Below are 25048 nucleotides of genomic sequence, written 5' to 3'. Positions count from 1 at the left end.
CGGAGTGGAAGGCCGCGGGCCGCGCCCAGCGCGAGGCCGAGGACGATCTGTGGAACCGTTTCCGCGGCGCCCAGGACGTCTTCTTCGCCGCCCGCAGCGAGGTCTTCGCCGAGCGGGACGCCGAGCAGGGCGAGAACCTCAAGCTCAAGGAGGAGCTCGCCGCCGAGGCCGAAAAGCTGGTGCCGGTGACGGATCTGAAGGCCGCGCGAGCCGCCTTCCGGGCCATCAACGAGCGCTGGGAGGCCATCGGCCATGTGCCGCGGGACGCCCGTCCCAAGGTCGAGGGCCGTATGCACGCCGTGGAGCGGGCGCTGCAGGAGTCCGAGGAGACCGAGTGGCGCCGGACGAACCCGGAGGCGCGTGCGCGTGCCGAGGGTCTGACCGGTCAGCTGCAGGCGGCCGTGGACAAGCTGCGCGGGCAGATCGACGCGGCGCGCGCGGCGGGCAACAACGCCAAGGCCGACAAGCTCGCCAAGGAGCTCGAGGGCCGGCAGGCGCTGCTGGACCAGGCGCTGAAGGGCCTGGAGGAGTTCGGCGGCTGAAAAGGGCTGTATGGAAGGGCCCCCTGTACGTCACGCTCACGTACAGGGGGCCCTTCGTCTGCGCTGTGGCGCGTCGCGCTACGGCCTGCGCGCCGATGTGACCCGGTAGACGTCGTAGACGCCCTCCACGCCCCGTACCGCCTTCAGTACGTGCCCGAGGTGCTTCGGGTCGCCCATCTCGAAGGTGAAGCGCGAGGTGGCCACCCTGTCGCGGGAGGTCTGGACGGCCGCGGACAGGATGTTGACGTGCTGGTCGGACAGGACCCTCGTGACGTCCGAGAGCAGCCTGGACCGGTCGAGCGCCTCGACCTGGATGGCGACCAGGAAGACCGAGGACTGGGTCGGGGCCCATTCGACGTCGAGGATGCGCTCCGGCTGCTGCGAGAGCGAGTCGACGTTGACGCAGTCCGCCCGGTGAACCGATACGCCACTTCCGCGCGTGACGAAGCCGATGATGGGGTCACCGGGGACGGGCGTACAGCAGCGGGCCAGTTTGACCCAGACGTCCTCGACACCCTTGACGACCACACCGGGGTCGGCGTTGGCCCGGCGCTTTGAGCGGCTGCGCGAGGGCGGTGTGCTCTCGGCGATGTCCTCGTTGGCGGCCTCTTCGCCGCCCAGGGCCTGCACCAGCTTCTGTACGACGCCCTGCGCGGCCACATGGCCCTCGCCGATCGCCGCGTACAGGGACGAGATGTCGGGGTAGCGCATCTCGTGCGCCAGCGTGACGAGCGAGTCGCCGGTGAGGATGCGCTGGATCGGCAGGTTCTGCTTGCGCATGGCCCGCGCGATGGCGTCCTTGCCGTGTTCGATCGCCTCCTCGCGGCGCTCCTTGGAGAACCAGGCGCGGATCTTGTTGCGTGCCCGCGGCGACTTGACGAAGCCGAGCCAGTCGCGCGAGGGGCCGGCGCCTTCGGCCTTGGAGGTGAAGACCTCGACCAGGTCGCCGTTGTCGAGGGTCGATTCGAGCGGTACGAGCCGCCCGTTGACCCGCGCTCCTATGGTCCGGTGGCCGACCTCGGTATGGACGGCGTAGGCGAAGTCGACGGGAGTGGCACCCGCCGGAAGCGCTATGACGTCGCCCTTCGGCGTGAAGACGAAGACCTCGTTGCGGGAGAGGTCGAAGCGCAGGGACTCCAGGAACTCGCTGGGGTCCTCGGTCTCCTTCTGCCAGTCCAGGAGCTGGCGCAGCCACGCCATGTCGTTGACGGTGTCCTGGCCGGCGGTGCCCTTGCCCGCCTTGGGCACGTCCGTACGGACCTTGGAGGTGCCGGCGACGGTCTCCTGCTTGTACTTCCAGTGCGCGGCGATGCCGTACTCGGCGCGGCGGTGCATGTCGAAGGTGCGGATCTGCAGCTCGACGGGCTTGCCGTTGGGACCGATCACCGTGGTGTGCAGCGACTGGTACATGTTGAACTTGGGCATCGCGATGTAGTCCTTGAACCGGCCGGGGACCGGGTTCCATCGCGCATGGACCGTGCCGAGCGCCGCGTAGCAGTCGCGGACGGTGTCGACGAGGACGCGGATGCCCACCAGGTCGTAGATCTCCGCGAAGTCACGGCCGCGGACGATCATCTTCTGGTAGACGCTGTAGTAGTGCTTCGGCCGCCCGGTGACGGTGGCCTTGATGCGGGCGGCGCGCAGATCGGACTGGACCTCGTCGGTCACTATGGCGAGGTACTCGTCGCGCTTGGGCGCGCGCTCGGCCACGAGCCGCACGATCTCGTCGTACATCTTGGGGTAGAGGATCGCGAAGGCGAGGTCCTCCAGCTCCCACTTGATGGTGTTCATGCCCAGCCGGTGGGCCAGGGGCGCGTAGATCTCAAGGGTCTCGCGGGCCTTCTTCTCCTGCTTCTCCCGCTTGAGATAGCGCATCGTGCGCATGTTGTGCAGCCGGTCGGCGAGCTTGATGACCAGGACACGTGGGTCCTTGGCCATGGCGACGACCATCTTGCGTACGGTCTCGGCCTGCGCGGCCTCGCCGAACTTGACCTTGTCGAGCTTGGTGACGCCGTCGACGAGCAGGGCCACCTGGTCGCCGAAGTCGCGGCGCAGCGTGTCCAGGCCGTACTCGGTGTCCTCGACCGTGTCGTGCAGCAGCCCCGCCATCAGCGTCGCCGGGTCCATGCCGAGCTCGGCGAGGATCGTCGTGACGGCGAGCGGATGCGTGATGTACGGGTCGCCGCTCTTGCGCTTCTGTCCGCGGTGCCAGCGCTCGGCGACCTGGTAGGCGCGCTCGACCTGACGCAGCGTGGAGGTCTCGATCTTGGGGTCGTTGCTGCGCACTATCCGCAGCAGCGGCTCCAGGACGGGGTTGTACGGCGACGAACGCTGGACGCCCAGGCGGGCCAGGCGGGCGCGCACCCGGTTCGAGGAGCCGCCCGTCCGGGGGACGGCGGCGGGCGTGGGCCGGGGGGTGGTCGTCGGCAGGGGCGCGGGGACGGGGGCCGCACCGTTCGCACTCCCCCTGGGAGCACCTCCCAGCGGCAGCTGGGGGACTTCGGCCGGGGGGATCTCCATCTCGCTCCGCTCGGACACTCCCGGCTGCGGCTTCCCGGCCGGCTTGTTCTCGGGCGTGACAGGGGCTGCCGCGGCCTTTTCGGCCTGCTGGTCGGGCTGCGCGGCGGCGTGCTGGGCCTCGTCTGGCAAGAGCGCTCCTCGTGCGGTTCCGGGTCCCCCGGTCAGGCCCGGAGAAGCCATGGTATCGACCTCGGAGTTCTGGTGCTCACGAGGCGGCAGGTCCGGACATGACGGGAGAGGGCACCACAATCGCTGCGGATGCCCTCTCGTCACTGCGCGCCGCCGAGGGCTGGCGCAGAGGAACGGGCGCCCCGGGAAGATCCCGGGGCGCCCGTTCCTCGATCGACCCATGGGGTCAGAGCGTGATCAGCGCCTCCAGCGGAGCACCGCGCAGCGCGGGCTCCAGACGGATGCGGCCGCCGAGGAAGCCGAGCTCCATCAGCACCGCGACGCCCGCGACATCGGCTCCGGCCCGCCGGATGAGCTCCAGCGAGGCCTCGGCGGTGCCGCCGGTGGCGAGGACGTCGTCGATGACCATGACGCGGTCGCCCGCGCGCAGGTCCTCGGCGTGCACCTCGATCTCGGCGGTGCCGTACTCCAGCTCGTACGCCTGCGAGAGCGTCGCTCCGGGGAGCTTGCCCGCCTTGCGTACGGGAATGAAGCCGAGCCCGGCCCGGATGGCGACCGGGGCGCCCAGGATGAAGCCGCGCGCCTCAAGACCGACGATCTTCGTGGCCTCGTAACGCGTGCACAGCTCGGCGAGCACGTCAGTGAGAACCGTGAAGGCCTCCGGGTCCGCGAGCAGGGGCGTGATGTCCTTGAACATCACCCCCGGCTTCGGATAGTCCGGGACGTCACGGATGCGGCTGAGCAGCAGCTCCGAGGTGGCGGCGGTCATCGGCGCTTGCCCGAGGGACGGCCACGGCCACGGTTGCCGCGCGGGCCCACGACAGCGCCGGCCGGCGCCACGTCGCCCGTCTCCGCGTCCTCCGGCTCACCGGAGTCCTCCGCCGACACGCCCTCGGCGGCCGCCTTGGCGCGCTTGGCGAGCACCCGCTTCTTCAGGGCCTTCATCTGCGGCTCGCGCTCCTTGAGGTCGGCGACGAGCGGCGTGGCGATGAAGATCGAGGAGTACGCACCGGCCGCGAGGCCGACGAACAGCGACAGCGAGATGTCGTTGAGCATTCCGGCACCGAGGACGCCGCCACCGATGAACAGCAGTCCGGCAACCGGCAGCAGCGCGACGACGGTGGTGTTGATGGAACGCACCAGCGTGCCGTTGAGGCTGCGGTTGGCGATCTCGCTGTAGGTGTAGCGGGTCTGCTTGGTGATGTCCTTCGAGCCCTCCTTGAGACCGTCGAAGACGACGACGGTGTCGTAGAGGGAGTAACCGAGGATCGTCAGCAGACCGATCACGGTGCCCGGTGTGACCTCGAAGCCCACGAGTGCGTACACACCGATGGTGATCGTGAGGTCGTGGATCAGCGCGATCAGGGCGGCGATGGCCATGCGCCACTCGAAGGCGATCGCGAGGTAGATCACCACCAGGAGCATGAAGACCGCGAGACCGGTCCATGCCTTGTTGGCGATCTGCTCACCCCAGCTGGGTCCGACGATCTCGGCGTTGATCTTGTTAACCGGGATGTCGAGCTTGTCGGACAGCGTCTCGTTGACCTTGTTGGCCTGGGCCTGGTCGAGCTCACTGACCTGGATCCGCAGACCGCCGTTGCCGAGCTTCTGGACGATCGCCTCATGACCCGAGGCGTCTATGGCGTACGTCCGCGCCTCGCTGACGGAGACGCTCGTCTTCGGGGTGGTGAAGACGGCGCCACCCTTGAACTCGATACCCAGGTTGAGACCCTGCACCGCCAGGCCGAGGATGGCCGTGATGGTGATCAGGATCGAAACCCCGTACCAGATCTTCCGCTTGGCGACGAAGTCGTAGCCGACCTCGCCGCGGTAGAGACGGGCGCCGAGAGTGCCAAGTCGCGACATCTCACGCCTCCTTCGGGTCGATGGGGGCGGAGGCGCGACGGGAGCGGCGCAGCGGGGGCTTGGCACCCAGCCGCCTCGGGTCGAGGCCGGACCACGGGTGACCGTCCGCGAAGAACTTCCTGCGGGCGAGCAGGGTCATGATCGGCTTGGTGAAGAGGAACACCACGACCACGTCGAGCACGGTGGTCAGGCCGAGAGTGAACGCGAAGCCCTGGACCTTGCCGACCGTGACGATGAACAGCACCGCGGCGGCGAGGAACGACACGAAGTCGGAGACCAGGATCGTGCGCCGGGCGCGCGGCCAGGCACGCTCGACGGCGGGCCGCAGCGTACGGCCCTCGCGGATCTCGTCGCGGATTCTCTCGAAGTACACGATGAACGAGTCCGCGGTGATACCGATCGCAACGATCGCACCACACACCGCGGGCAGGTTCAGGGCGAAGCCGATACCGGGGCCGAGCAGAGCCATGATCGTGTACGTCAGGATCGCGGAGACGATGAGGCTGAGGATCGCGATCACGGCCAGGCCGCGGTAGTACGCCACCAGGTAGATGATGACCAGCGCGAGACCGATCGCACCGGCGATGAGGCCCGCCTGCAGCTGCTCGCCGCCGAGGGCGGCCGTGACGGTCTGGACGCTCTGCTCCTCGAAGGAGAGCGGAAGCGCACCGTACGAGAGGATGTTGCCCAGGTCCTGGGCGGACTGCTGGGTGAAGCTGCCGGAGATCTCGGCGTTCGCGCTCAGTGTCGTGCGCACCGAAGGCGCGGAGACGACCTCACCGTCAAGGACGATCGCGAACTGGTTCATCGGAGGCTGCTGCTGCGACAGCTTGCTCGTGATCTTCGAGAACTTCTTGGAGCCACCGTCGGTGAAATCCATCTGCACGATCCACTGACCGGTCCGCTGGTCGATCGTGGCCTTGGCGTCGTCGACGTCCTTGCCGTTGACCTCGGCAGGGCCGAGAACGTACTTCTCCCACTGCCCCTCGGAGTTCTTGCCACAGGCGACGAGCGGGTCGCTGGGCTTGACGCCGACACCGGCCGCGACGCGGGCCTCCTTGTTCGTGCAGTCGAGAGCCAGGAACTGCTTCTGCAGCTTGTCGGCGCCCGCTGTGTCCCCGGAGGGCGGCGGCTTCGGCGTCCCGGAGGGCTTGCCCGAACCGGCGGGGGTCGGAGTCGGCTTCGGCGCCTTGAGAGCGTCGGTGACCGCACGGCCCTGCGTGGTCGGCGTGGCCGAGGGGGTGCCGGACGGCGCGTTGGCCGTCGGCTTGCCCGTCTCCTTGGCCTTACCGTCCTTGGCCTTGCCGGACGGCGAGGCGCTCGGGGTGGGCTGCGGAGCGGTGGGGGCGCCCGCGGCGACCGTCAGCACCGGCCGGAAGTAGAGCTGGGCGGTGGTGCCGACCTGCTCACGGGCCTGCTGGGAATTGGTCCCCTTGGGGATGTTGACGATGATGTTGCGTTCGCCCTGAGTCTGAACCTCGGCCTCGGAGACGCCCAGACCATTCACACGGCGCTCGATGATGCCGACCGCGGTGTTCATGTTGGTCTCGTTGATCGCGTCCGGCTTACCGGGTTCGTTCTTCGCCTCGAGCGTGATGGACGTACCGCCCGCCAGGTCGATACCCAGACGCGGCGTGAGCTGTCCCGCCAAGAACATCCCGCCAGTGAGCGCGACCATGGCAATCAGGATCAAAGCCAGGGCGCGCCCCGGCTTGCCCTGAGCCCCCGCGGGCCTTCGGCCCCTATTCGGTGCTGCCACCTTCTCGTTTCTCCCTGTCCAACCGCCCCGCGCCGGGTGTGCGCCGGGGCGGCCACGAAGTGTTGTGGGGACCTGCCCCCGCAGAATTCAACACGACCGTGGGACCGCCGGGCGCCGGTAGGCGCCTGCGCGGTCCCCGGCCATGGCTACTTCGCGTCGGTCTCGCCGTCGGCCTTGCCGTTCTTGGACTCGGCGTCCTCTGGCTTGGCGTCCGCGACCTCGGTGTCGTCGGCCTCGGCGTCGGCGGCCTCGGGCTTCTTGCCGAGGTCGATCTTGGCGTCGTCCGAGGAGTCGGAGTCGGTGGCCTCGGTCAGCGAGGAAGCGTCGTCCGGAACGATGGGGCTGTCGGACTTGAGGTCGCCGTCACCGTGCACGATGCGGTTGTACTCCTCGTCGTCGAGGACCGCCCCGATCGAGTTCTTGGCGAACACCAGGTGCACGCCGGGGGCAGCCTCGAGGAGAACCGTGTCGTGGTTGACCTCCTTGACGGTGGCGTACAAGCCGCCGATGGTCCGCACGCCGGTACCGGGCTGCATCTGGTCACGCATCTGCGCGGCCTGCTGCTGCTTCCTCTTGGCGGAGCGGGTCATCAGGAACATGGCCCCGATGAGCACGATAAAGGGGAGGAGGGTCAAGATATTCACGGGGCGGAATTCCTTCGCACGACCGCGCGGATGAACGGCCTGATCTACGGGGGTGGGCACGCCGACCTGTAAGGGGCGGCATCGGCGGAGTCTAAGCGAGTCCGCATCATTGGAACAACGCCCAGCATCGCACCCTGGTTCCTGGCCCGGCGAGTATCCGCGCCGTCACGTCCCGAACAGACCCTGTTGTCCGCCTGCGCCAGGGGCCTGCTGAGGCGGTACGAGGCCGAGGTGGGCCCAGGCGGCAGGGGTGGCGACCCGGCCGCGCGGCGTGCGGGCCAGCAGTCCCTCCCGTACCAGGAAGGGCTCGGCCACCTCCTCGACCGTCTCGCGCTCCTCCCCCACGGCCACCGCGAGCGTCGACAGCCCCACCGGGCCTCCGCCGAAGAGCTTCAGCAGCGCCGTAAGGACGGCACGGTCGAGTCGGTCGAGTCCGCGGGCGTCGACCTCGTACACCTTCAGGGCGGCGGCTGCCACCTCGCGGGTGATCAGACCGTCCCGCTTGACCTGGGCATAGTCACGGACGCGGCGCAGCAGCCGGTTGGCGATACGGGGCGTCCCGCGGGAGCGTCCGGCGATCTCGGCGGCGCCGTCGGCCTCTATGTCGAGGTCGAGAAGCTGTGCGGAGCGGTGGATCACGCGCTCCAGCTCCGCCGGCTCGTAGAACTCCATGTGCGCGGTGAAGCCGAAGCGGTCGCGCAGCGGCGGCGGCAGCAGTCCGGCCCGGGTGGTGGCCCCGACCAGGGTGAACGGAGGCAGCTCCAGCGGAATGGCGGTGGCTCCCGGGCCCTTGCCGACGATCACGTCGACCCGGAAGTCCTCCATGGCCATGTAGAGCATTTCCTCGGCGGGCCGCGACATCCGGTGGATCTCGTCGAGGAAGAGAACTTCCCCCTCCTGGAGCGAGGACAGGATCGCGGCCAGATCACCGGCGTGCTGGATGGCCGGGCCGGAGGTGATCCGGATCGGGGCGTTCATCTCCGCCGCGATGATCATGGACAGGGTGGTCTTGCCGAGGCCGGGGGCGCCGGAGAGCAGGACATGGTCGGCGGTCGCGCCACGGGCGAGGGCCGCCTTCAGGACGAGGTCCAGCTGCTCCCTGACCCGTTCCTGGCCGACGAACTCGTCAAGCGACTTCGGCCGCAGTGCCGCCTCGACGGCCTGGTCCTCGCCGTCGGCGGACGCGCCGACGAGCCGCTCGGCGGCGATGTCGTCGGTCGTCGGTGCGGTGTCGTCCCAGTTCACAGTGGATTGCCTCGCGCGTCGATGGCTGGAGTCAGCGGGTGCGGTTCAGGGTCTGCAGGGCGGCCTTGAGGAGCGGGCCCACCGAAGGCGCTCCCTCGGCGGCCTCGGCCTGCGGGGCGACGGCGGCGACCGCCTCGTCCGCCTCGCGGGTGGCGTAGCCGAGGCCGATCAGCGCGGCGTGCAGCTGGTCGCGCCATGCCATCGGGGCCGCCGCGGCGGCCCCGATGCCCTGCCTGCCGATGTGGGCGCCGACCGGCTCGCCGAGCCGGTCCTTCAGTTCGAGCAGCAGCTTCTGCGCACCCTTCTTGCCAATGCCCGGCACCGCGGTCAGCGCCTTCTCGTCACCGGTGGCGACGGCGACGCGCAGTGCGTCCGGGGTGTGCACAGCGAGCATTGCCTGGGCGAGGCGCGGACCGACGCCGCTCGCGGTCTGCAGCAGCTCGAAGACCTGGCGCTCGTCGTCGTCCGCGAAGCCGTACAGCGTCAGCGAGTCCTCCCGTACGACGAGGGAGGTGGCGAGCTTGGCCTCCTTGCCGATACGGAGCTCGGAGAGGGTGTTCGGGGTGCACTGGACGGCCATGCCGACCCCGCCGACCTCGATGACCGCGGTGGTGGGTGCGAGGGCGGCGACCGGGCCGCTCACAAAGGCGATCATGCGGTACGGCCTTTCGGTGCGTGCACGGTGCGATGTGCGGCGACGGCTTGCTGGAGGCGATTGTGCGCGGGCGCCCGCCAGATGTGACAGATGGCGAGCGCGAGAGCGTCCGCCGCGTCGGCGGGCTTGGGCGGAGCGTCGAGCCGCAGCAGCCGGGTGACCATCGCGCCGACCTGCGCCTTGTCGGCCCGGCCGCTGCCGGTGACGGCGGCCTTGACCTCGCTGGGCGTGTGCAGGGCGACGGGGATGCCGCGGCGGGACGCGCAGAGCATGGCGATCGCGCTGGCCTGCGCGGTACCCATGACCGTACGCACGTTGTGCTGGCTGAACACCCGCTCCACCGCGACGAATTCCGGCCGGTGCTCGTCCAGCCACCGCTCGATGCCCTGCTCGATGGCGACCAGCCTCAGGCCCAACTCGGCGTCCGCCGGGGTTCGTACGACACCGACGCCGAGCATGGTCAGGGGACGGCCCGCGACGCCCTCGACCACACCGACGCCGCACCGGGTCAACCCGGGGTCCACACCCAGTACGCGCACCCCGCCCCCCTTCGATCGCCTGTTTGTGCAGGCTATCCGGTGCCACTGACAAAGCGGCGGGCCGACGGGGTGTGTCCCGTCGGCCCGCCGTTTGACTGCCTGTCAGGCGTCGACCTTCTCCATGATCTCGTCAGAGACATCGAAGTTGGCGAAGACGTTCTGCACGTCGTCGCTGTCCTCGAGCGCGTCGATCAGCTTGAAGATCTTGCGTGCGCCCTCTTCCTCCAGCTCGACCTGCATGGTCGCGACGAAGTTGGCCTCGGCCGAGTCGTAGTCGATGCCGGCCTCCTGGAGCGCGGTGCGCACCGCGACCAGGTCGGTGGCCTCGCTGAGCACCTCGAAGGACTCACCGAGGTCGTTGACCTCTTCGGCGCCCGCGTCGAGGACGGCACCGAGCACGTCGTCCTCGGAGAGCTCACCCTTGGGGACGATGACAACGCCCTTGCGGTTGAAGAGGTACGAGACCGAGCCGGGGTCGGCCATCGAGCCGCCGTTGCGGGTCATCGCGACGCGGACGTCGGAGGCCGCGCGGTTGCGGTTGTCCGTGAGGCACTCGATGAGCACCGCGACGCCGTTGGGGCCGTAGCCCTCGTACATGATCGTCTCGTAGTCGGCGCCACCGGCCTCGAGACCGGCGCCGCGCTTGACCGCGGAGTCGATGTTCTTGTTGGGGACCGAGCTCTTCTTCGCCTTCTGGATGGCGTCGAAGAGGGTCGGGTTGCCCTCGACATCGGCGCCGCCGGTGCGGGCCGCGACCTCGATGTTCTTGATCAGCTTCGCGAAGAGCTTGCCGCGCTTGGCATCGATCACGGCCTTCTTGTGCTTCGTCGTAGCCCATTTAGAGTGGCCGGACATCTGCCTGTCTCCTTCGCGTAACCCATTCCTGCTGCGTTCGGCAGAGATCCTACCGGGACGGCGTCACTGGGCGGCGCGCACCATGTCCACAAACAGACCGTGTACGCGGTGATCGCCGGTGAGTTCAGGGTGGAACGAAGTGGCCAGGACATTGCCCTGCCGTACGGCGACGATGTGACCGCCGTGCTCGGCGAGCACCTCGGCCTGGGCGCCGACCGACTCCACCCAGGGGGCGCGGATGAAGACACCCTCGACCGGTCCGCCGTCCACGCCCGCGACCTCGACGGCCGCCTCGAAGGACTCGTTCTGCCGGCCGAAGGCGTTGCGGCGGACGATCATGTCGATGCCGCCGAGCGTCTCCTGGCCCGAACGCGGGTCGAGGATCTTGTCTGCGACCATGATCAGACCGGCACAGGTGCCGTAGACGGGCATGCCCGTCGCGATCCGCTCGCGAAGCGGCTCCATCATGCCGAAGAGAACCGCGAGCTTGGACATGGTGGTCGACTCGCCGCCGGGGATGACGAGGCCGTCGACCTCGGCGAGCTCCTCGGGGCGCCTCACCGGCCTGGCCACGGCGTCAGCCGCGGCCAGGGCGATCAGGTGCTCCCGTACGTCGCCCTGGAGGGCCAGGACGCCTATGACGGGAGTGGTCATTACCAGCCTCGGTTCGCGTAGCGCTCGGTCTCCGGCAGGGTGTCGCAGTTGATGCCGACCATGGCCTCACCGAGGTTGCGGGAGGCGTCCGCGATGATCTTGGGGTCGTCGTAGAAGGTGGTGGCCTTCACGATGGCCGCGGCGCGCTTGGCGGGGTCGCCCGACTTGAAGATGCCGGAGCCGACGAAGACGCCCTCGGCGCCGAGCTGGCGCATCAGCGCGGCGTCGGCGGGGGTGGCGACGCCACCGGCGGAGAAGAGGACCACCGGCAGCTTGCCCAGCTCGGAGACCTCCTTGACCAGCTCGTACGGGGCGCGGAGCTCCTTGGCGGCGGCGTACAGCTCGTTGTTGTCGAAGCCGCGCAGCCTGGCGATCTCGTTCTTGATCTGGCGCAGGTGGCGGACGGCCTCGACGACGTTGCCCGTGCCGGCCTCGCCCTTGGAGCGGATCATGGCCGCGCCCTCGGCGATACGGCGCAGGGCCTCGCCCAGGTTGGTGGCGCCACACACGAAGGGGGTGGTGAAGGCCCACTTGTCGGAGTGGTTGACCTCGTCGGCCGGGGTCAGCACCTCGGACTCGTCGATGTAGTCGACGCCGAGGGACTGCAGTACCTGGGCCTCGACGAAGTGGCCGATCCGGGACTTGGCCATGACCGGGATGGAGACGGCCTCGATGATCTCTTCGATCATGTTGGGGTCGGACATCCGGGCCACGCCGCCGTCCTTGCGGATGTCGGCGGGGACCCGCTCCAGGGCCATGACGGCCACGGCGCCCGCGTCCTCGGCTATCTTCGCCTGCTCGGCGTTGACCACATCCATGATCACACCGCCCTTGAGCTGCTCGGCCATGCCGCGCTTGACGCGTGCGGTGCCGGTCTCGGGGGCCTGCGGGATGGTGGGAAGCGTGCTGGACACGGATGGACCTCACTCGGAGACGACGTTGTAGTGCCTCACCGATGGAACATGCGCGGACCAGTCCACTGCAAGGGCCAATGAACAGCCGGTGGATCGTTTTCGAAGCTCAGGTGCGGGTCGCTCAGGTGCGGGTCATGTGCCCGGGCGGTCCGCCAGGGCGACCGGGGGCTCGTCGTCCATCTCGAAGGCCAGGGGAAACGGCGCGTGGCCGGCCAGCCGGAACCAGCGGACCGTGCGGTGACGACGCAGGGCGCGGGCCGCGCGTACGGCGTCGTTGTGGAAGCGGCGCGCCATCGGGACGCGGCGTACGGCCTGGGCGAGCTCACCCGCGGCATCCTCGCCGCCCGGGACCGCGCGTACGGCCTCGACCTGCGCGGTCTCGCCGAAGACGGCCCGCAGCGCGGCACTGAGCTCGCTCTCGGCGACCTCGCGCTGTTCCTCCTCCGCCTGGCGGGCGGCGTGCGCGGCCTCGTACAGCACGATCGACGCGGCCGGATCGAGCACACCGGAGGTGGCGAGCTCCTGGGTGACCGAGGCGCGGCGCAACAACTGGGCGTCGAGCGCGGCGCGGGCGGCGTCGATACGGGAGTGCAGCCGGTCGAGCCGTCCGGCGGTCCAGCTCAGATACAGGCCGATCGCGACGAGGGCGACGACGGTCCAGATGAGGGTTACGGTCACGGGCGGCAAGGCTACCGGTGGCGGCGTGGCGCCTGCGGCGGGGCTGTTCAACCGGGGGCGCTGCCCCCGGACCCCCGCGCCTCAAACTCCCCCAGACTTCGTCCGGGGGGACCCCCACGGGGCTGAAATGTGCGGCTCGGCCGCACATTCCAGCCCGTCCGGCGTTTGAGGACATGCGGCCGAAGGTCGCATACGGGGTCCGGGGCGGAGCCCCGGGAGAAATCAGTCCCGCGCCAGCCCGAACCTCGCCCGGAACCCCGACCTCTCGTCCGCCGCCACCGACGCCGCCCCGTCAGTCACCGTCTCGTAGACCGACAGGATGTCCGCCCCGACCGTCGACCAGTCGAAGCGGCGTACGTGCGCGCTGCCCCGGGCGCGCAGTTCCTCCCGGCGGACCGGGTCGCCCAGGAGGCGGACCGCCGCCGTGGCCAGTGCGTCCGCGTCCTCGTTGGCGAAGAGTTCGCCGGCCGCGCCCTGGTCCAGGACCTGGGCGAAGGCGTCCAGGTCGGAGGCGAGCACCGGCGCGCCCGCCGACATGGCCTCGACGAGGATGATGCCGAAGCTCTCCCCGCCGGTGTTGGGCGCCAGGTACACGTCGACGCTCCGCAGCAGCCGTGCCTTGTCCTCGTCGCTGACCATGCCGAGGAACTCCACCTGCCGCCGCATGTCGACGGGCAGTGACGCGACGGCTTCTTCCTCGTCGCCGCGCCCGGCCACCAGCAGTCTGGTCGCGGGCCGCTCGGCGAGGATCTTGGGCAGGGCCTTCATCAGCACCGGCAGGCCCTTGCGGGGCTCGTCGATGCGCCCTATGAAGCCGATCGTGTCGCCCTGCCACTCGGCTTTCGGCTCGGCCTTGTCGAAGAAGCCGACGTCGACGCCGTTCGGGATGACGACCGCGTCGCCGCCCAGGTGCTCGACCAGGGTCCGCCGGGCGTACTCGCTGACCGCGATCCGGGCGCTGATCTTCTCCAGCGCGGGCTGCAGGATCGGATACGCCGCGATCATGGCGCGGGAGCGCGGGTTCGAGGTGTGGAAGGTGGCCACGATCGGGCCCTGCGCGGCCCAGCAGCTGAGCAGACCCAGCGACGGCGACGTCGGCTCGTGGATGTGGATGACGTCGAAGGTGCCGTCGTGCAGCCAGCGCCGTACCCGCGCGGCCGACAGAAAGCCGAAGTTGAGCCTGGCGACCGAGCCGTTGTACGGGACCGGAACGGCCCGCCCCGCCGAGACCACGTACGGCGGCAGCGGTGTCTCGTCGTCCGCCGGTGCCAGCACGGACACGTCGTGGCCGAGCCGGATCAGATGTTCCGCCAGGTCTCTGATGTGGAATTGGACGCCACCGGGTACGTCCCAGGAATACGGGCAGACGATGCCGATCTTCACAGCGGCCGCTCCTCGAGGTCCGCGAGCCACAGCCGCTGCAGCATGTGCCAGTCCTCCGGGTGCTCGGCGATTCCCGTGGCGTAGGCATCGGCCAGCGCCTGTGTCATGGAGGACGTCTTCTCGTCCTTGGTACCTGTCTCGGGCACCTCGACAGGCGGGTGGATCTGCCCCCGCATGAGCGGCGCTTCGTCGTACCACAGCGTCACCGGCAGCAGCAGCGCGCCGGTCTGCTGGGCCAGCATCGCCGGGCCGGCCGGCATCCGGGCGCTCTCGCCGAAGTACTTCACCTCGACGCCCGATGCCGACAGATCACGGTCGGCGACCAGGCAGACCAGGCCGCCGGAGCGCAGCCGCCGGGCCAGCGTGCCGAAGGCGGAGCCGCCCGCATGCGGCAGCACCTCCATGCCGAGGCTCTCGCGGTAGGCGACAAACCGGTCGTACAGCGTCTCGGGCTTGAGCCGCTCGGCGACCGTGGTGAAGGGGACGCCCAGGGTTCTGGTGACCCACACGCCCGCGAGGTCCCAGTTCGCCAGGTGCGGCAGCGCGATGATCACTCCGCGGCCGGAGGCGAGGCCGTCCGTCAGATAGTGGGAGCCCTTGATCTGAACGTTGTCGGTGACCCGCTCGGCGCTCCAGGTGGGCAGCCGGAAGGACTCCATCCAGTACCGCATGTACGAGCGCATACCGGCCTTCGACAGCTCGGCGAGGCGCTCGGGGCCCGCGTCGGGCACGACGCGGGCGAGGTTGGACTCCAGCCGCAGCACGCTCTTGCCGCGCCGCTTCCACGCGATGTCCGCGATGCTGCGGCCGAGCGCGGCGGCCGCCGGCTCGGGCAGCTTCTTGACCGTGCTCCAGCCCAGGCCGTACAGCCCGTCGGTCAGCCGCTCCCGCATCACGTCGCCTCAGCCTCGTTCCCCTGCCCCGCGGCGGCGTCCGCCTCCGCGGACTCCCGCCGTACCGTCACAACCCGCTGCCCGAGTGTGACCAGGCTGCCGACGGCGACGATCCACAGCGCGATCGGCAGCAGTACCTCGATCCCCGGCACCCCGAAGGTGTGCAGACCCGCGAGCCCGGCGGCGACCAGTGAGATCACCAGTCGCTCGGCCCGCTCGATCAGCCCGTTGACGGCGACCGGCAGGCCGATCGATTCCCCGCGCGCCTTGGTGTACGAGACGACCTGGCCGCTCGCCAGACAGAAGATGGCGACGGCACACATCACATTGTCGTCCCCCGTGCCCGCGTACCAGAGCGCGAAGCCGCCGAAGATCGCGCTGTCCGCGACCCGGTCGAGCGTCGAGTCCAGGAAGGCCCCCCACCGGCTCGAAACCCCCGCCTGCCGCGCCATGTTGCCGTCGACGAGGTCGGAGAAGACGAACGAGGTGATGACGATCGTGCCCCAGAAGAACTCTCCCCGGGGGAAGAAGACCAGCGCACCCGCCATCACTCCGGCCGTGCCGATGAGGGTGACCGCGTCGGGGCTCACCCCTCGGCGGAGCAGAAACGCGGCGAACGGTGTGAGGACACGCGTAAAAAATGCACGCGCGTACTTGTTCAGCATGGCCTTCCCGAGGGTCGGTGGGCCGAGTGGCCCCAATGGCCGCCGGCTGGCCCATCGTAGCCAGGCCCCGCGTGCTCCACCGAGGCACACCCGCCTCCCGCCGTCGCGTACGACGTATGGACGCAACCTGACGGGAGTGGAAAGCTCGAAAGACGACCGCGGGCATCGCCGGAGCTGCCCCCGGACGCTGTCCGGGACCTCTCTCATGGCTCCCCGCGCCCGCGGCCCCACTCTCCTCACCGGGCAATCGATCGGGAGGCAAGATCATGGGCGACAAGAACGCACACCCCGGAGCCGCCGGCAGGGCAGCTACGGCCGACCAGCCCTCATCCGTACGGAACGTGGTGCTGGTCGGCCACAGCGGATCGGGAAAGACAACATTGATCGAGGCCCTCGCGCTGACCGCGGGAGCGGTCAACCGGGCGGGCCTGGTCGAGGACGGCGGGACGGTCTCGGACTACGACGAGATCGAGCACCGGCAGCAACGTTCCGTCCAGCTGTCCCTGGTCCCCGTCGAATGGGGCGGGTACAAAATCAATCTCCTGGACACTCCCGGATATGCCGACTTCGTCGGGGAGCTCAGGGCCGGTCTGCGAGCCGCGGACGCGGCCCTTTTCGTTGTCTCGGCCGCGCAGGAGGCCGACGCGATCGCGGGCGCGACCCGGATGGTGTGGGAGGAGTGCGCGGCGGTCGGAATGCCGCGCGCGATCGTCGTGACGCATCTGGAGACGGCGCGGACCGATTTCGAGGAGCTGACCCGGGTCTGCGGGACCATCTTCGGCGGCGACGACCCCGACGCCGTACTGCCGCTGTATCTGCCGCAGTACGGGGCGCAGAATCCCGACGGGCACGCCCCGGTCACCGGCCTCGTCGGACTGCTGTCCCAGAAGATCTTCGACTACTCCTCCGGCGAACGGAAGGAGACCCAGCCCGATCCGGCACAGACGCCGCTGATCGAGGAGGCCCGCAACCGGCTGATCGAAGGGATCATCGCCGAGAGCGAGGACGAGACCCTCATGGACCACTACCTCGGCGGCGGCGAGATCGACCTCAAGACGCTGATTGGGGACCTGGAGAAGGCAGTGGCGCGCGGCATCTTCCACCCGGTGCTGGCCGCGGCCCCCGCGCCCGAGGGCGCCAAGCAGGGGCTCGGCACGGTCGAGCTTCTCGAGCTCATCACCGGCGGCTTCCCGACCCCGCTGGAGACCACCGCCCCCTCCGTGACCACCCCGCAGGGCGCGCCGCGCCCGCAGGTCAGCTGCGACCCGGACGGTCCACTGGTGGCCGAGGTGGTCAAGACCGCGTCCGACCCCTATGTCGGCCGGATTTCGCTCGTACGGGTCTTCTCCGGCACCCTGCGTCCCGACGAGACCGTCCATGTGTCCGGGCACGGTCTGTCCGACCGCGGCCATGAGGACCATGACGTCGACGAGCGCGTCGGCGCGCTCTCCGCGCCCTTCGGCAAGCAGCAGCGCCCGCTCGGCCACGTCATCGCCGGAGATCTCGCCTGTGTGGCCAAGCTGGCCAGGGCCGAGACCGGGGACACGCTCTCGGCGAAGGACGACCCGCTGCTGATGGAGCCGTGGACGATGCCCGATCCGCTGCTGCCGCTTGCCATCCAGGCACACAGCAAGCCGGACGAGGACAAACTCTCCCAGGGGCTTTCGCGGCTGGTCGCCGAGGATCCGACGATGCGTCTCGAACAGAACCAGGCAACACACCAGGTGGTGCTGTGGTGCCTCGGGGAGGCGCACGCGGATGTCGCGCTGGAGCGGCTGCGCAACCGCTACGGCGTCCAGGTCGACGTCGTACCGCACAAGGTGTCGCTGCGGGAGACCTTCGGCGAGCGGTCGGCGGGACGCGGGCGGCATGTGAAGCAGTCCGGCGGGCACGGCCAGTACGCGATCTGCGAGATCGAGGTGGATCCGCTGCCGGCGGGCTCGGGGATCGAGTTCGTCGACAAGGTGGTGGGCGGCGCGGTGCCGCGGCAGTTCATCCCGTCCGTGGAGAAGGGCGTACGCGCGCAGTCGGCGCGCGGCGTCGCGGCCGGATATCCGCTCGTCGACGTACGGATCACGCTGCTGGACGGCAAGGCGCACTCGGTGGACTCCTCAGACGCGGCCTTCCAGGCGGCGGGCGCGCTCGCGCTGCGTGAGGCGGCGGGCGATGCGCGCATCCATCTGCTGGAGCCGGTGGCCGAGGTGCGGGTGCTGGTCTCGGACGAGTACGTGGGTCCGGTGATGAGCGATCTGTCGGGGCGGCGCGGCCGTGTGGTCGGCACCGAGCAGGCGGGCGGGGGGCGCACGCTCGTACGGGCCGAGGTGCCGGAGATCGAGATCGGGCGGTACGCGGTGGACCTGCGGTCGATCTCGCACGGCACCGGGCAGTTCAGCCGCTCCTACGCCCGGCATGAAGCCATGCCGCCGCAGCTCGCCGACAAGATCCGCGAACAGGCCGAGCACGGGTCATAGTTGACGGTGCCGCCCGCCGACCGCTGTGGGGCGGGCGGCACTTCAAACCTGTGACGTGTGCCGTGCGCCCCCGATACGCTGTAGTGCCCCAGCTCAGAAGGTGTGCGGGGCACGGTAGTTGGGAACAGGCCGCAGTGCGGATGCTTGCGGCGATGGGGGCGGTAGTGGCAAACGACGCTTTCGATTTCACTCCGGGGGCACAGGTCCCGCTCCTGGGCTCGGCCGGACAGACGGCGGCGACGCATGCGCTCGCCTCCGCCGCGTACCGCGACAGCCCGGTCAAGGAAGTGCTCAAGGCCAACAGCGAGTGGCACAAGTCGGAGGTGAAGCCGGGGAAGTTCTCGCTGTTCGAGCCGAATCTGGGCGAGGCGTTCTCGCGGGCGGTGCAGCTGCGGATGCTCGGCGGCGCGCGCAAGGCGCTGATCCAGTCCTTCGGCACCGAGCCGCAGGCGGTGGTCGAGCACTGCCTGGCGGCCACCCGGATCCGCAAGGAGCGCGACGCCAGACTCACCGGTGTGATGGCCGTCTTCGGGCTGCTCTTCCTGCCCGGGCTGCTGCTCTGGCTGGCCGTGTTCCAGCTCCGGCGGACGATCGCGGGCGCATCAAACAAGCGGGCGGGGGCGCTCGGCACCCTGCTGCTCGTCGGCATCGGCGGCCTGGCCGTGATCTTCCTGATCAAGCTGCCGTTCGGCGGGCTGCTCGGCTACTACATCCGCGGCATGATCGTGGCGCCGGTCATCGGCTGGGTACTGGCCAAGCGGATCTGCGAGTCCACGGCGAAGGATCTGCGCGCCCGCTGGGACAGCCTGCTGTCGGGCGGCGGTCTCGGCGCCAAGGTCCCCGAGGCCGTCCCCGGTCACCCCAATGAGACCGCGCGCGAGCAGCTGCGCCAGGGCCTTGAGAAGCTCACCGCCGAGCAGCAGTCCAACGCCGTCTTCTACGCGGGCCCCAAGGGCATACTCGGCATGGGCACCCGCTGGGGAAGCTGGCAGATGGCCGAGGAGCTGGTCTCCAAGGAGGCGGGCAAGGACATCAACCAGTTCCGCAGCTGGGACGTGATACGAGCGGTCCACGACAAGCTGAAGATGCTGGAGCGCGGCCCGCTGAACTCCGGCGGCTTCCCCACCCCTTCGGTCAAGCACTGGATCGTGGCGCCGGTCGGTGAGAACGCCGGGGAGGTGACCCGGCCGGAGGGCCAGGACGTGGAGACCTTCCAGGTCAAGGGCCACGAGATACAGCGGATCTGCAATCACCAGCAGTTCGGCGGCGGGAACCGCCACTATCTGGGCGTCCAGTTCACGCTCTGGGACGGCCAGTTGGTGATCACCATGATGATCACCGTGACGGTGCTCCACGAGACACTGCGCATCGAGGTGACCGGGCATGCGCTCGGCCCCGTCCACTCGCTGTTCACCACCAAGCCCGCGCCCAAGACGGTCACGGTCGCCAAGACGGTCCGTTTCTGGGAGACCGTAGACCGGGCGCTGCCGCTGGTGCAGACGCCCGAGGTGGTGCGGCTCGCGGTGCGGGCGCCCTTCACCTGGTATCCGCCGCTGCTCGACTTCCTCGGCGGCAAGCTGGTGCTCCCCGAGCCCTTCGGGCTGCGCCACGCCTGGGCCGAGAAGCCCTGGCGGCACCGCTTCATGGCGGACGACGCGATGCGTGCGGCCACGCCCGTCCTGCGCGTCACTCACGCGGCGGCGATGAGGGTGCTCGAGGAGAACGGCGTGGACACCGAGCGCTTCGGCAACCGCTCCATGATCGTGAGCGGCTTCGTCCAGGACCCCACGCCCCGCAAGGCGGACCTCTACGACGCGTAGGGCCTGTCGTTTGGATCAGGCCCTAAGGAGCGGCCCGCCTCTTCAGGAGGCGGGCCAGGCCTCCGCCAGCATCTTGCGGGTGTCGGCGAGCAGCTGGGGCAGCACCTTCGTGTGCCCGACGACCGGCATGAAGTTGGTGTCCCCGCCCCACCTGGGCACGACGTGCTGGTGCAGATGCGCGGCGATCCCGGCGCCCGCGACCGTGCCCTGGTTCATTCCGATGTTGAAGCCGTGCGCACCCGACGCCTTGCGCAGCGCGGTCATCGCCTGCTTGGTGAACAGCGCGAGCTCGGCCGTCTCCGCGTCGTCCAGATCGGTGTAGTCGGCGACATGACGGTAGGGCACGACCATCAGATGCCCGCCGTTGTACGGGTAGAGGTTGAGCACCGCGTAGACGTCCGAGCCGCGGGCGATGACAAGCCCGTCCTCGTCCGACATGGAGGGGATGGCGCAGAAGGGGCAGCCGTCGTCGGCCCCCGGACCGGTCGGCTTGTTCTCTCCCTGGATGTACGCCATGCGGTGGGGTGTCCACAGGCGCTGGAACGCATCCTGCGTCCCGACTCCGATCTGCTGCTCCGGCTCAAGCGTCATGCTGTGCAGCATATGACTTCGCCCGGCCGCGCAGACGGGAGACCCCCGCAGCACTGATCGCACTGCGGGGGTCTCGTACGGCGTGCGTGCCCGCTGCCGCGCGGGCGGCGCGTGTCAGAGCTGGACGCGCTCCTCGACGACCTTCGCGATCTTCGCGATGGCCTCGTCGACCGGGATGCCGTTCTCCTGCGAGCCGTCGCGGTAGCGGAAGGAGACCGCGCCGGCGGCCATGTCCTCGTCGCCCGCGATGACCATGAAGGGCACCTTCTGCTTCTGCGCGTTGCGGATCTTCTTCTGCATACGGTCCGAGGAGGCGTCCACCTCGACCCGCAGCCCCTTGGCCTTCGCCTTGGCGGCGAACTCCTGCAGGTAGGGGATGTGCGCGTCGCCGATCGGGATGCCGAGCGCCTGGACCGGCGCGAGCCAGGCCGGGAACGCGCCCGCATAGTGCTCCAGCAGCACCGCGAAGAACCGCTCGATCGAGCCGAACAGCGCGCGGTGGATCATGACCGGGCGCTGCTTGGTGCCGTCGGGACCGGTGTACTCCAGGTCGAAGCGCTCGGGCAGGTTGAAGTCGAGCTGGACGGTGGACATCTGCCAGGTACGGCCGATGGCGTCCTTGGCCTGTACGGAGATCTTCGGCCCGTAGAACGCGGCGCCGCCCGGGTCGGGGACCAGCGGGAGGCCCTGCTTCTCGGCGACCTTGCGCAGCGTCTCGGTCGCCTCCTCCCAGATCTCGTCGGAACCGACGAACTTCTCCGGGTCCTTGGTGGACAGCTCCAGATAGAAGTCGGTGAGGCCGTAGTCGCGCAGCAGGTTCAGCACGAAGGTCAGCGTCGAGTCGAGCTCGTCCGCCATCTGCTCCTTGGTGCAGTAGATGTGCGCGTCGTCCTGGGTGAAGCCGCGGGCCCGGGTCAGGCCGTGCACGACGCCCGACTTCTCGTAGCGGTACACGGTCCCGAACTCGAAGAGACGCAGCGGCAGTTCACGGTACGAGCGGCCGCGCGCATCGAAGATCAGGTTGTGCATCGGGCAGTTCATGGGCTTGAGGTAGTAGTCCGTGCCCTCGTCGAGCTGCATGGGCGGGTACATGCCCTCGGCGTACCAGTCCAGGTGGCCCGAGGTCTCGAAGAGCTTCCCCTTGGTGGCGTGGGGGGTGTAGACGAACTCGTACCCCTCCTCCTCGTGCCGCTTGCGGGAGTAGTCCTCCATGACCCGGCGTACGACACCGCCCTTGGGGTGGAAGACCGCGAGACCGGAACCGATCTGGTCCGGGATGGAGAACAGGTCCAGCTCGTTGCCCAGCTTGCGGTGGTCGCGCTTCTCGGCCTCTGCGAGGAACTCCAGGTGAGCCTTGAGCTCTTCCTTGGAGGGCCAGGCAGTGCCGTAGATGCGCTGCAGCATCGGGTTCTTCTCGCTGCCGCGCCAGTACGCGGCGGCGTTGCGCATCAGCTTGAACGCCGGGATATTACGGGTGCTGGGCAGGTGCGGACCGCGGCACAGGTCCTTCCAGCACAGCTCGCCTGTCTTGGCGTCGAGGTTGTCGTAGATCGTCAGCTCACCGGCGCCGACCTCGACGTCCGCGCCGTCGTCGGAGGAGGCGGAGCCCTTCAGCCCGATCAGCTCCAGCTTGTACGGCTCGCCGGCGAGCTCCTCGCGGGCGGCCTCGTCGGTGACGACCCGGCGCGAGAAGCGCTGGCCGCGCTTCTGGATCTCCTGCATCTTCTTCTCGATGGCCTTGAGGTCATCGGGGTGGAAGGGCTTCTCGACGTCGAAGTCGTAGTAGAAGCCGTCCTTGACCGGCGGCCCGATGCCGAGCTTGGCCTCGGGGAAGAGCTCCTGAACGGCCTGCGCCATGACGTGCGCGGTGGAGTGCCGCAGGATGTTGAGGCCGTCCTCGGAGGAGATCTCGACGGGCTCGACCTCCTCGCCGTCCTTGAGCTCGTACGCGAGGTCCTTCAGCTCACCCGCGACGCGGGCGGCGATGACGGTGCGCTCGCCGGGGAAGAGGTCGGCTGCCGTGGTGCCCGTGGTCACCACGCGCTCTTCCCGCTCGGAATCGCGATGGATGATCACACGGACGTCTGACACCGGTCTCTCCTGACTGAAGGGGGACGCCGCGTTGGTAGCGGGCGCGCTACGAATCGTACCGAGCCGGTGGGGTCCGTCGCGAAACGGTTAGCCGGGGGCTCCGCCCCCGGACCCCCGCTCCTCAAACGCCGGAGGGGCTGATTTTCAGCCCGTCCGGCGTTTGAGGACATGCGGCCGAAGGTCGCATACGGGGTCTGGGGCGGAGCCCCCCACGCGGCGGAGCCGCACAATGTCACAGCGGGAAGGGGGCGGGGTGGGGGACAAGCCCGCCGCAGGCGCACCGCAACCCCCGCACCCCGCCCCCTCACTCCCCCTGACACGCCTCCTCGAAGAAGTCCAGGTTCTCCTGGAGCGACTTCATCAGCCGGTCCCGCTCCGCCTCATCCACCTGCACCGGAACCACATTCGACGCATCCGTCAGCCGCCGGAACCCCCCTCGGCTCTCCAGGCGCCCCACGACCCGGATCGGCAGGCCGACCAGGTGCGCATGACCCGCCGTGCGGTAGGAGTCCTCGTCCAGGGCCACCCGGACATGTGGCACCTCCGCTCCCGCCAGGACGCGCAGGCGCACCGTCCCCGCCCCCCGCGGCCCGGAGCGGCGCATCCGGACCACCGTGCCGGTGACGCGGACCGGCACGGACGGCTCGTCCTGGAGATAGCGGGCGCCGGCCTCACGCAGCGCGGGCAGGTCGCCCGGCGAGAACTCGACCGGTTCGTTCCGCGGCGCGCAGCCTGCCGGGACTCCCGCCGCGGGTGACCACTCCAGCGCCACCCGCGCCCCTTCGGACCCCCGCACCAGCGCGATGATCGCTTCCGTCAGCTCGCGGCTCACTCCCGCCTCGACGGCCGCGTCGAACGCCTCCATCCCGCCCGTCGCGCGCTGGTAGTCCGCCGCCTCCCGCGCCGCCTGCAAGGCGTGGTACAGCCGCACCACGACCGCCCGCCCGCTCTGCACCGGCACGAACGCGGTGAGGCTGCGCCCGCCGGGCGCCGGTCCCACCAGGACCCCTTCCAGCGAGGCCTGCGCCTGCCGCCGGTGCCGCGCGCCGTAGTACCCCGCGCGGCCGCGCGCCGCCAGCGCCCCGGCCATCAGCATCTGCCGTGCGGCTCCCCGCAGTTGCTCCTGTACGGTCCACGACGCCGCACCCGAAGGACCCTGGGGCACATCACGCCACCACCGGATCTCGTCGCTCGGCACGGTCAGTCCGACAAGCACCTCACGGGCCGAGGGCGCGGCACTGCGCGCGAGCGCGGTCAGTGCCTCGCCCAGCAGGTCCTCGCAGTCCGGGAACGACCTGCTCTCGGGCACCAGCAGGCTCGTACCGCCCGCCCCGGGCCCCGGCGGCGTCCAGCGCGCATAGCGCCCGGCCGCTCCCCCGCGCCGCCGCCAGCCGTGCCGGTCCAGGAGCGCCCCGAGAACGACGGGGTCGACCTGGGCGGGGTCCGGTTCGCCGCTCCCGTACCAGGCGCCCGGCAGGTCGCCCGTCGGATGGGGCCGTACCGACTCGTCGAAAGGCCGCTGCATCAAGGTCTCCCTCCCGCCCCGACCCTGGTCATGATCTCGCAGAGCGCCCGGTCGTCGAAGATCCGCGAGGTCGGGATCCGCACAGTGGTCCTGCTCCTGCCCGTCACCGGGTGGCCTGCCAGGTTGGTCCAGTAGCAGCAGTGCCGCAGATCGAGCCGGTCGTGACTGGCGCGCAGCCACTCGCCCTGGGTCCGGGGGACGAGCATCACGACGAGGATCTTGTGCACGGACACCGGGGTGCGGGCCAGCTTCACCAGATGGTCGTTGTCGAGGGTGAAGGAGAACGCGGGTCCCGGTGGGTGCGGTGGGATCTGGTACGTGCACTTGAGCTGCACCTTGATGGTCACCTCGTCGTCGACGGTGTGACCGGCCGAGCTGTGGCTTACATGCCAGTCGATGCCGTTGTCCGGAAAGGGCTGCGACAGGGAGCAGCCCGCCGCTGCGGCAACGGCGTGCAGATAGCCCACCTGGAGTGTCTCCATGCAGGCGGTGGTGGCGAGTGCTCCGCGCAGCGGTACGGTCCGCTGGGGCAGCAGCCCGCCCGACTCAGGCTGCGCGAGCGCCATGGCTCCTCGTGCCTTCCGGGCTGTGCCGATCGATGTCCCCTGG

At 69.7% G+C, this 25048-nt stretch carries 22 protein-coding genes; 3 read left to right on the top strand and 19 right to left on the bottom strand.

The window, feature by feature from the left end; genetic code table 11:
* A partial coding sequence (locus tag OOK40_RS10325; protein WP_266478667.1) for a DUF349 domain-containing protein occupies positions 1–542 on the top strand: 542 nt, incomplete at its 5' end.
* Positions 543–620: 78 nt separating this feature from the next.
* On the opposite strand, the gene OOK40_RS10320 is transcribed toward OOK40_RS10325, so the two are convergent.
* The 15 genes from OOK40_RS10320 to pgsA all read right to left on the bottom strand — a co-directional run bounded on the left by OOK40_RS10320 (position 621) and on the right by pgsA (position 15941).
* Positions 621–3191 (bottom strand): bifunctional (p)ppGpp synthetase/guanosine-3',5'-bis(diphosphate) 3'-pyrophosphohydrolase, encoded by a 2571-nt coding sequence (locus OOK40_RS10320; protein WP_266478664.1) that lies wholly within the window; start codon positions 3189–3191, stop codon positions 621–623.
* Positions 3192–3417: 226 nt separating this feature from the next.
* Entirely contained in the window at positions 3418–3960 is a 543-nt protein-coding gene (locus tag OOK40_RS10315) for an adenine phosphoribosyltransferase (RefSeq protein WP_266478661.1), read from the bottom strand.
* Positions 3957–5057, bottom strand: a complete 1101-nt coding sequence (gene secF, locus OOK40_RS10310; protein WP_266478657.1) for a protein translocase subunit SecF — start codon at positions 5055–5057, stop codon at positions 3957–3959. The genes OOK40_RS10315 and secF overlap by 4 nt, the downstream gene beginning before the upstream one ends.
* 1 nt (position 5058) lies before the next feature.
* Positions 5059–6816, bottom strand: coding sequence for a protein translocase subunit SecD (secD, locus tag OOK40_RS10305; RefSeq protein WP_266478653.1), 1758 nt, complete (start codon positions 6814–6816; stop codon positions 5059–5061).
* 146 nt (positions 6817–6962) lie between these two features.
* Complete coding sequence (gene yajC / locus OOK40_RS10300) at positions 6963–7460, bottom strand: preprotein translocase subunit YajC (protein WP_266478650.1); 498 nt, start codon at positions 7458–7460, stop codon at positions 6963–6965.
* A gap of 165 nt (positions 7461–7625) precedes the next feature.
* Entirely contained in the window at positions 7626–8705 is a 1080-nt protein-coding gene (gene ruvB / locus OOK40_RS10295) for a Holliday junction branch migration DNA helicase RuvB (protein ID WP_266478647.1), read from the bottom strand.
* Positions 8706–8736: 31 nt separating this feature from the next.
* On the bottom strand, positions 8737–9360 hold the full coding sequence (ruvA, locus tag OOK40_RS10290) for a Holliday junction branch migration protein RuvA (protein WP_266478641.1): 624 nt from the start codon (positions 9358–9360) through the stop codon (positions 8737–8739).
* Entirely contained in the window at positions 9357–9899 is a 543-nt protein-coding gene (gene ruvC / locus OOK40_RS10285; RefSeq protein ID WP_266478637.1) for a crossover junction endodeoxyribonuclease RuvC, read from the bottom strand. Before ruvC ends, ruvA begins: the two co-directional genes overlap by 4 nt.
* Positions 9900–10001: 102 nt before the next feature.
* Positions 10002–10754 (bottom strand): YebC/PmpR family DNA-binding transcriptional regulator, encoded by a 753-nt coding sequence (locus OOK40_RS10280; protein ID WP_266478633.1) that lies wholly within the window; start codon positions 10752–10754, stop codon positions 10002–10004.
* A gap of 63 nt (positions 10755–10817) precedes the next feature.
* On the bottom strand, positions 10818–11408 hold the full coding sequence (gene pdxT / locus OOK40_RS10275) for a pyridoxal 5'-phosphate synthase glutaminase subunit PdxT (protein ID WP_266478631.1): 591 nt from the start codon (positions 11406–11408) through the stop codon (positions 10818–10820).
* The gene (gene pdxS, locus OOK40_RS10270; RefSeq protein WP_266478627.1) at positions 11408–12322 is read right to left on the bottom strand and encodes a pyridoxal 5'-phosphate synthase lyase subunit PdxS; all 915 of its coding nucleotides are present in this window, start codon (positions 12320–12322) and stop codon (positions 11408–11410) included. Before pdxS ends, pdxT begins: the two co-directional genes overlap by 1 nt.
* 132 nt (positions 12323–12454) lie before the next feature.
* On the bottom strand, positions 12455–13000 hold the full coding sequence (locus OOK40_RS10265; protein ID WP_266478624.1) for a hypothetical protein: 546 nt from the start codon (positions 12998–13000) through the stop codon (positions 12455–12457).
* A gap of 222 nt (positions 13001–13222) precedes the next feature.
* Positions 13223–14383 (bottom strand): glycosyltransferase family 4 protein, encoded by a 1161-nt coding sequence (locus OOK40_RS10260; RefSeq protein WP_266478621.1) that lies wholly within the window; start codon positions 14381–14383, stop codon positions 13223–13225.
* Positions 14380–15276: a phosphatidylinositol mannoside acyltransferase gene (locus tag OOK40_RS10255; protein WP_266478618.1), complete on the bottom strand. Its 897-nt coding sequence runs from the start codon at positions 15274–15276 to the stop codon at positions 14380–14382. The genes OOK40_RS10260 and OOK40_RS10255 overlap by 4 nt, the downstream gene beginning before the upstream one ends.
* The gene (pgsA, locus tag OOK40_RS10250) at positions 15276–15941 is read right to left on the bottom strand and encodes a phosphatidylinositol phosphate synthase (protein WP_266478615.1); all 666 of its coding nucleotides are present in this window, start codon (positions 15939–15941) and stop codon (positions 15276–15278) included. Before pgsA ends, OOK40_RS10255 begins: the two co-directional genes overlap by 1 nt.
* A gap of 266 nt (positions 15942–16207) precedes the next feature.
* Between pgsA and OOK40_RS10245 the strand changes: the two genes are divergently transcribed.
* Together OOK40_RS10245 and OOK40_RS10240 are read left to right on the top strand one after the other, a co-directional pair.
* Positions 16208–18412: an elongation factor G-like protein EF-G2 gene (locus OOK40_RS10245; RefSeq protein ID WP_266478612.1), complete on the top strand. Its 2205-nt coding sequence runs from the start codon at positions 16208–16210 to the stop codon at positions 18410–18412.
* Between the two features lie 164 nt (positions 18413–18576).
* Entirely contained in the window at positions 18577–20232 is a 1656-nt protein-coding gene (locus OOK40_RS10240) for a hypothetical protein (RefSeq protein WP_266478609.1), read from the top strand.
* A 42-nt stretch (positions 20233–20274) separates the two neighbouring features.
* Here OOK40_RS10240 and OOK40_RS10235 read toward each other — a convergent pair whose 3' ends face one another.
* From OOK40_RS10235 to OOK40_RS10220, 4 genes are all read right to left on the bottom strand, one after another.
* Entirely contained in the window at positions 20275–20835 is a 561-nt protein-coding gene (locus OOK40_RS10235) for an HIT domain-containing protein (RefSeq protein WP_266478604.1), read from the bottom strand.
* 102 nt (positions 20836–20937) lie between these two features.
* Complete coding sequence (gene thrS, locus OOK40_RS10230; protein WP_266478601.1) at positions 20938–22914, bottom strand: threonine--tRNA ligase; 1977 nt, start codon at positions 22912–22914, stop codon at positions 20938–20940.
* Positions 22915–23218: 304 nt separating this feature from the next.
* On the bottom strand, positions 23219–24439 hold the full coding sequence (locus tag OOK40_RS10225) for a hypothetical protein (protein WP_266478598.1): 1221 nt from the start codon (positions 24437–24439) through the stop codon (positions 23219–23221).
* A complete protein-coding gene (locus OOK40_RS10220) occupies positions 24439–25005 on the bottom strand; it encodes a DUF4365 domain-containing protein (protein WP_266478595.1) in 567 nt (188 codons plus the stop codon). Before OOK40_RS10220 ends, OOK40_RS10225 begins: the two co-directional genes overlap by 1 nt.
* Positions 25006–25048 lie beyond the last annotated feature (43 nt).

Origin of the sequence: Streptomyces sp. NBC_01481 (assembly GCF_026339995.1) — a bacterium.
GTDB lineage: Bacteria > Actinomycetota > Actinomycetes > Streptomycetales > Streptomycetaceae > Streptomyces.
This window is presented reverse-complemented; position numbering and strand designations above follow the sequence as displayed.

Bases quoted from the DNA above. Each gene is read 5' to 3' on its own strand.
- OOK40_RS10315 (WP_266478661.1), bottom strand. From the start codon at position 3,960: ATGACCGCCGCCACCTCGGAGCTGCTGCTCAGCCGCATCCGTGACGTC.
- secF (WP_266478657.1), bottom strand. From the start codon at position 5,057: ATGTCGCGACTTGGCACTCTCGGCGCCCGTCTCTACCGCGGCGAGGTC.
- ruvA (WP_266478641.1), bottom strand. From the start codon at position 9,360: ATGATCGCCTTTGTGAGCGGCCCGGTCGCCGCCCTCGCACCCACCACC.
- OOK40_RS10280 (WP_266478633.1), bottom strand. From the start codon at position 10,754: ATGTCCGGCCACTCTAAATGGGCTACGACGAAGCACAAGAAGGCCGTG.
- pdxT (WP_266478631.1), bottom strand. From the start codon at position 11,408: ATGACCACTCCCGTCATAGGCGTCCTGGCCCTCCAGGGCGACGTACGG.
- OOK40_RS10255 (WP_266478618.1), bottom strand. From the start codon at position 15,276: ATGCGGGAGCGGCTGACCGACGGGCTGTACGGCCTGGGCTGGAGCACG.
- pgsA (WP_266478615.1), bottom strand. From the start codon at position 15,941: ATGCTGAACAAGTACGCGCGTGCATTTTTTACGCGTGTCCTCACACCG.
- OOK40_RS10245 (WP_266478612.1), top strand. From the start codon at position 16,208: ATGGGCGACAAGAACGCACACCCCGGAGCCGCCGGCAGGGCAGCTACG.
- OOK40_RS10235 (WP_266478604.1), bottom strand. From the start codon at position 20,835: ATGCTGCACAGCATGACGCTTGAGCCGGAGCAGCAGATCGGAGTCGGG.
- OOK40_RS10225 (WP_266478598.1), bottom strand. From the start codon at position 24,439: ATGCAGCGGCCTTTCGACGAGTCGGTACGGCCCCATCCGACGGGCGAC.
- OOK40_RS10220 (WP_266478595.1), bottom strand. From the start codon at position 25,005: ATGGCGCTCGCGCAGCCTGAGTCGGGCGGGCTGCTGCCCCAGCGGACC.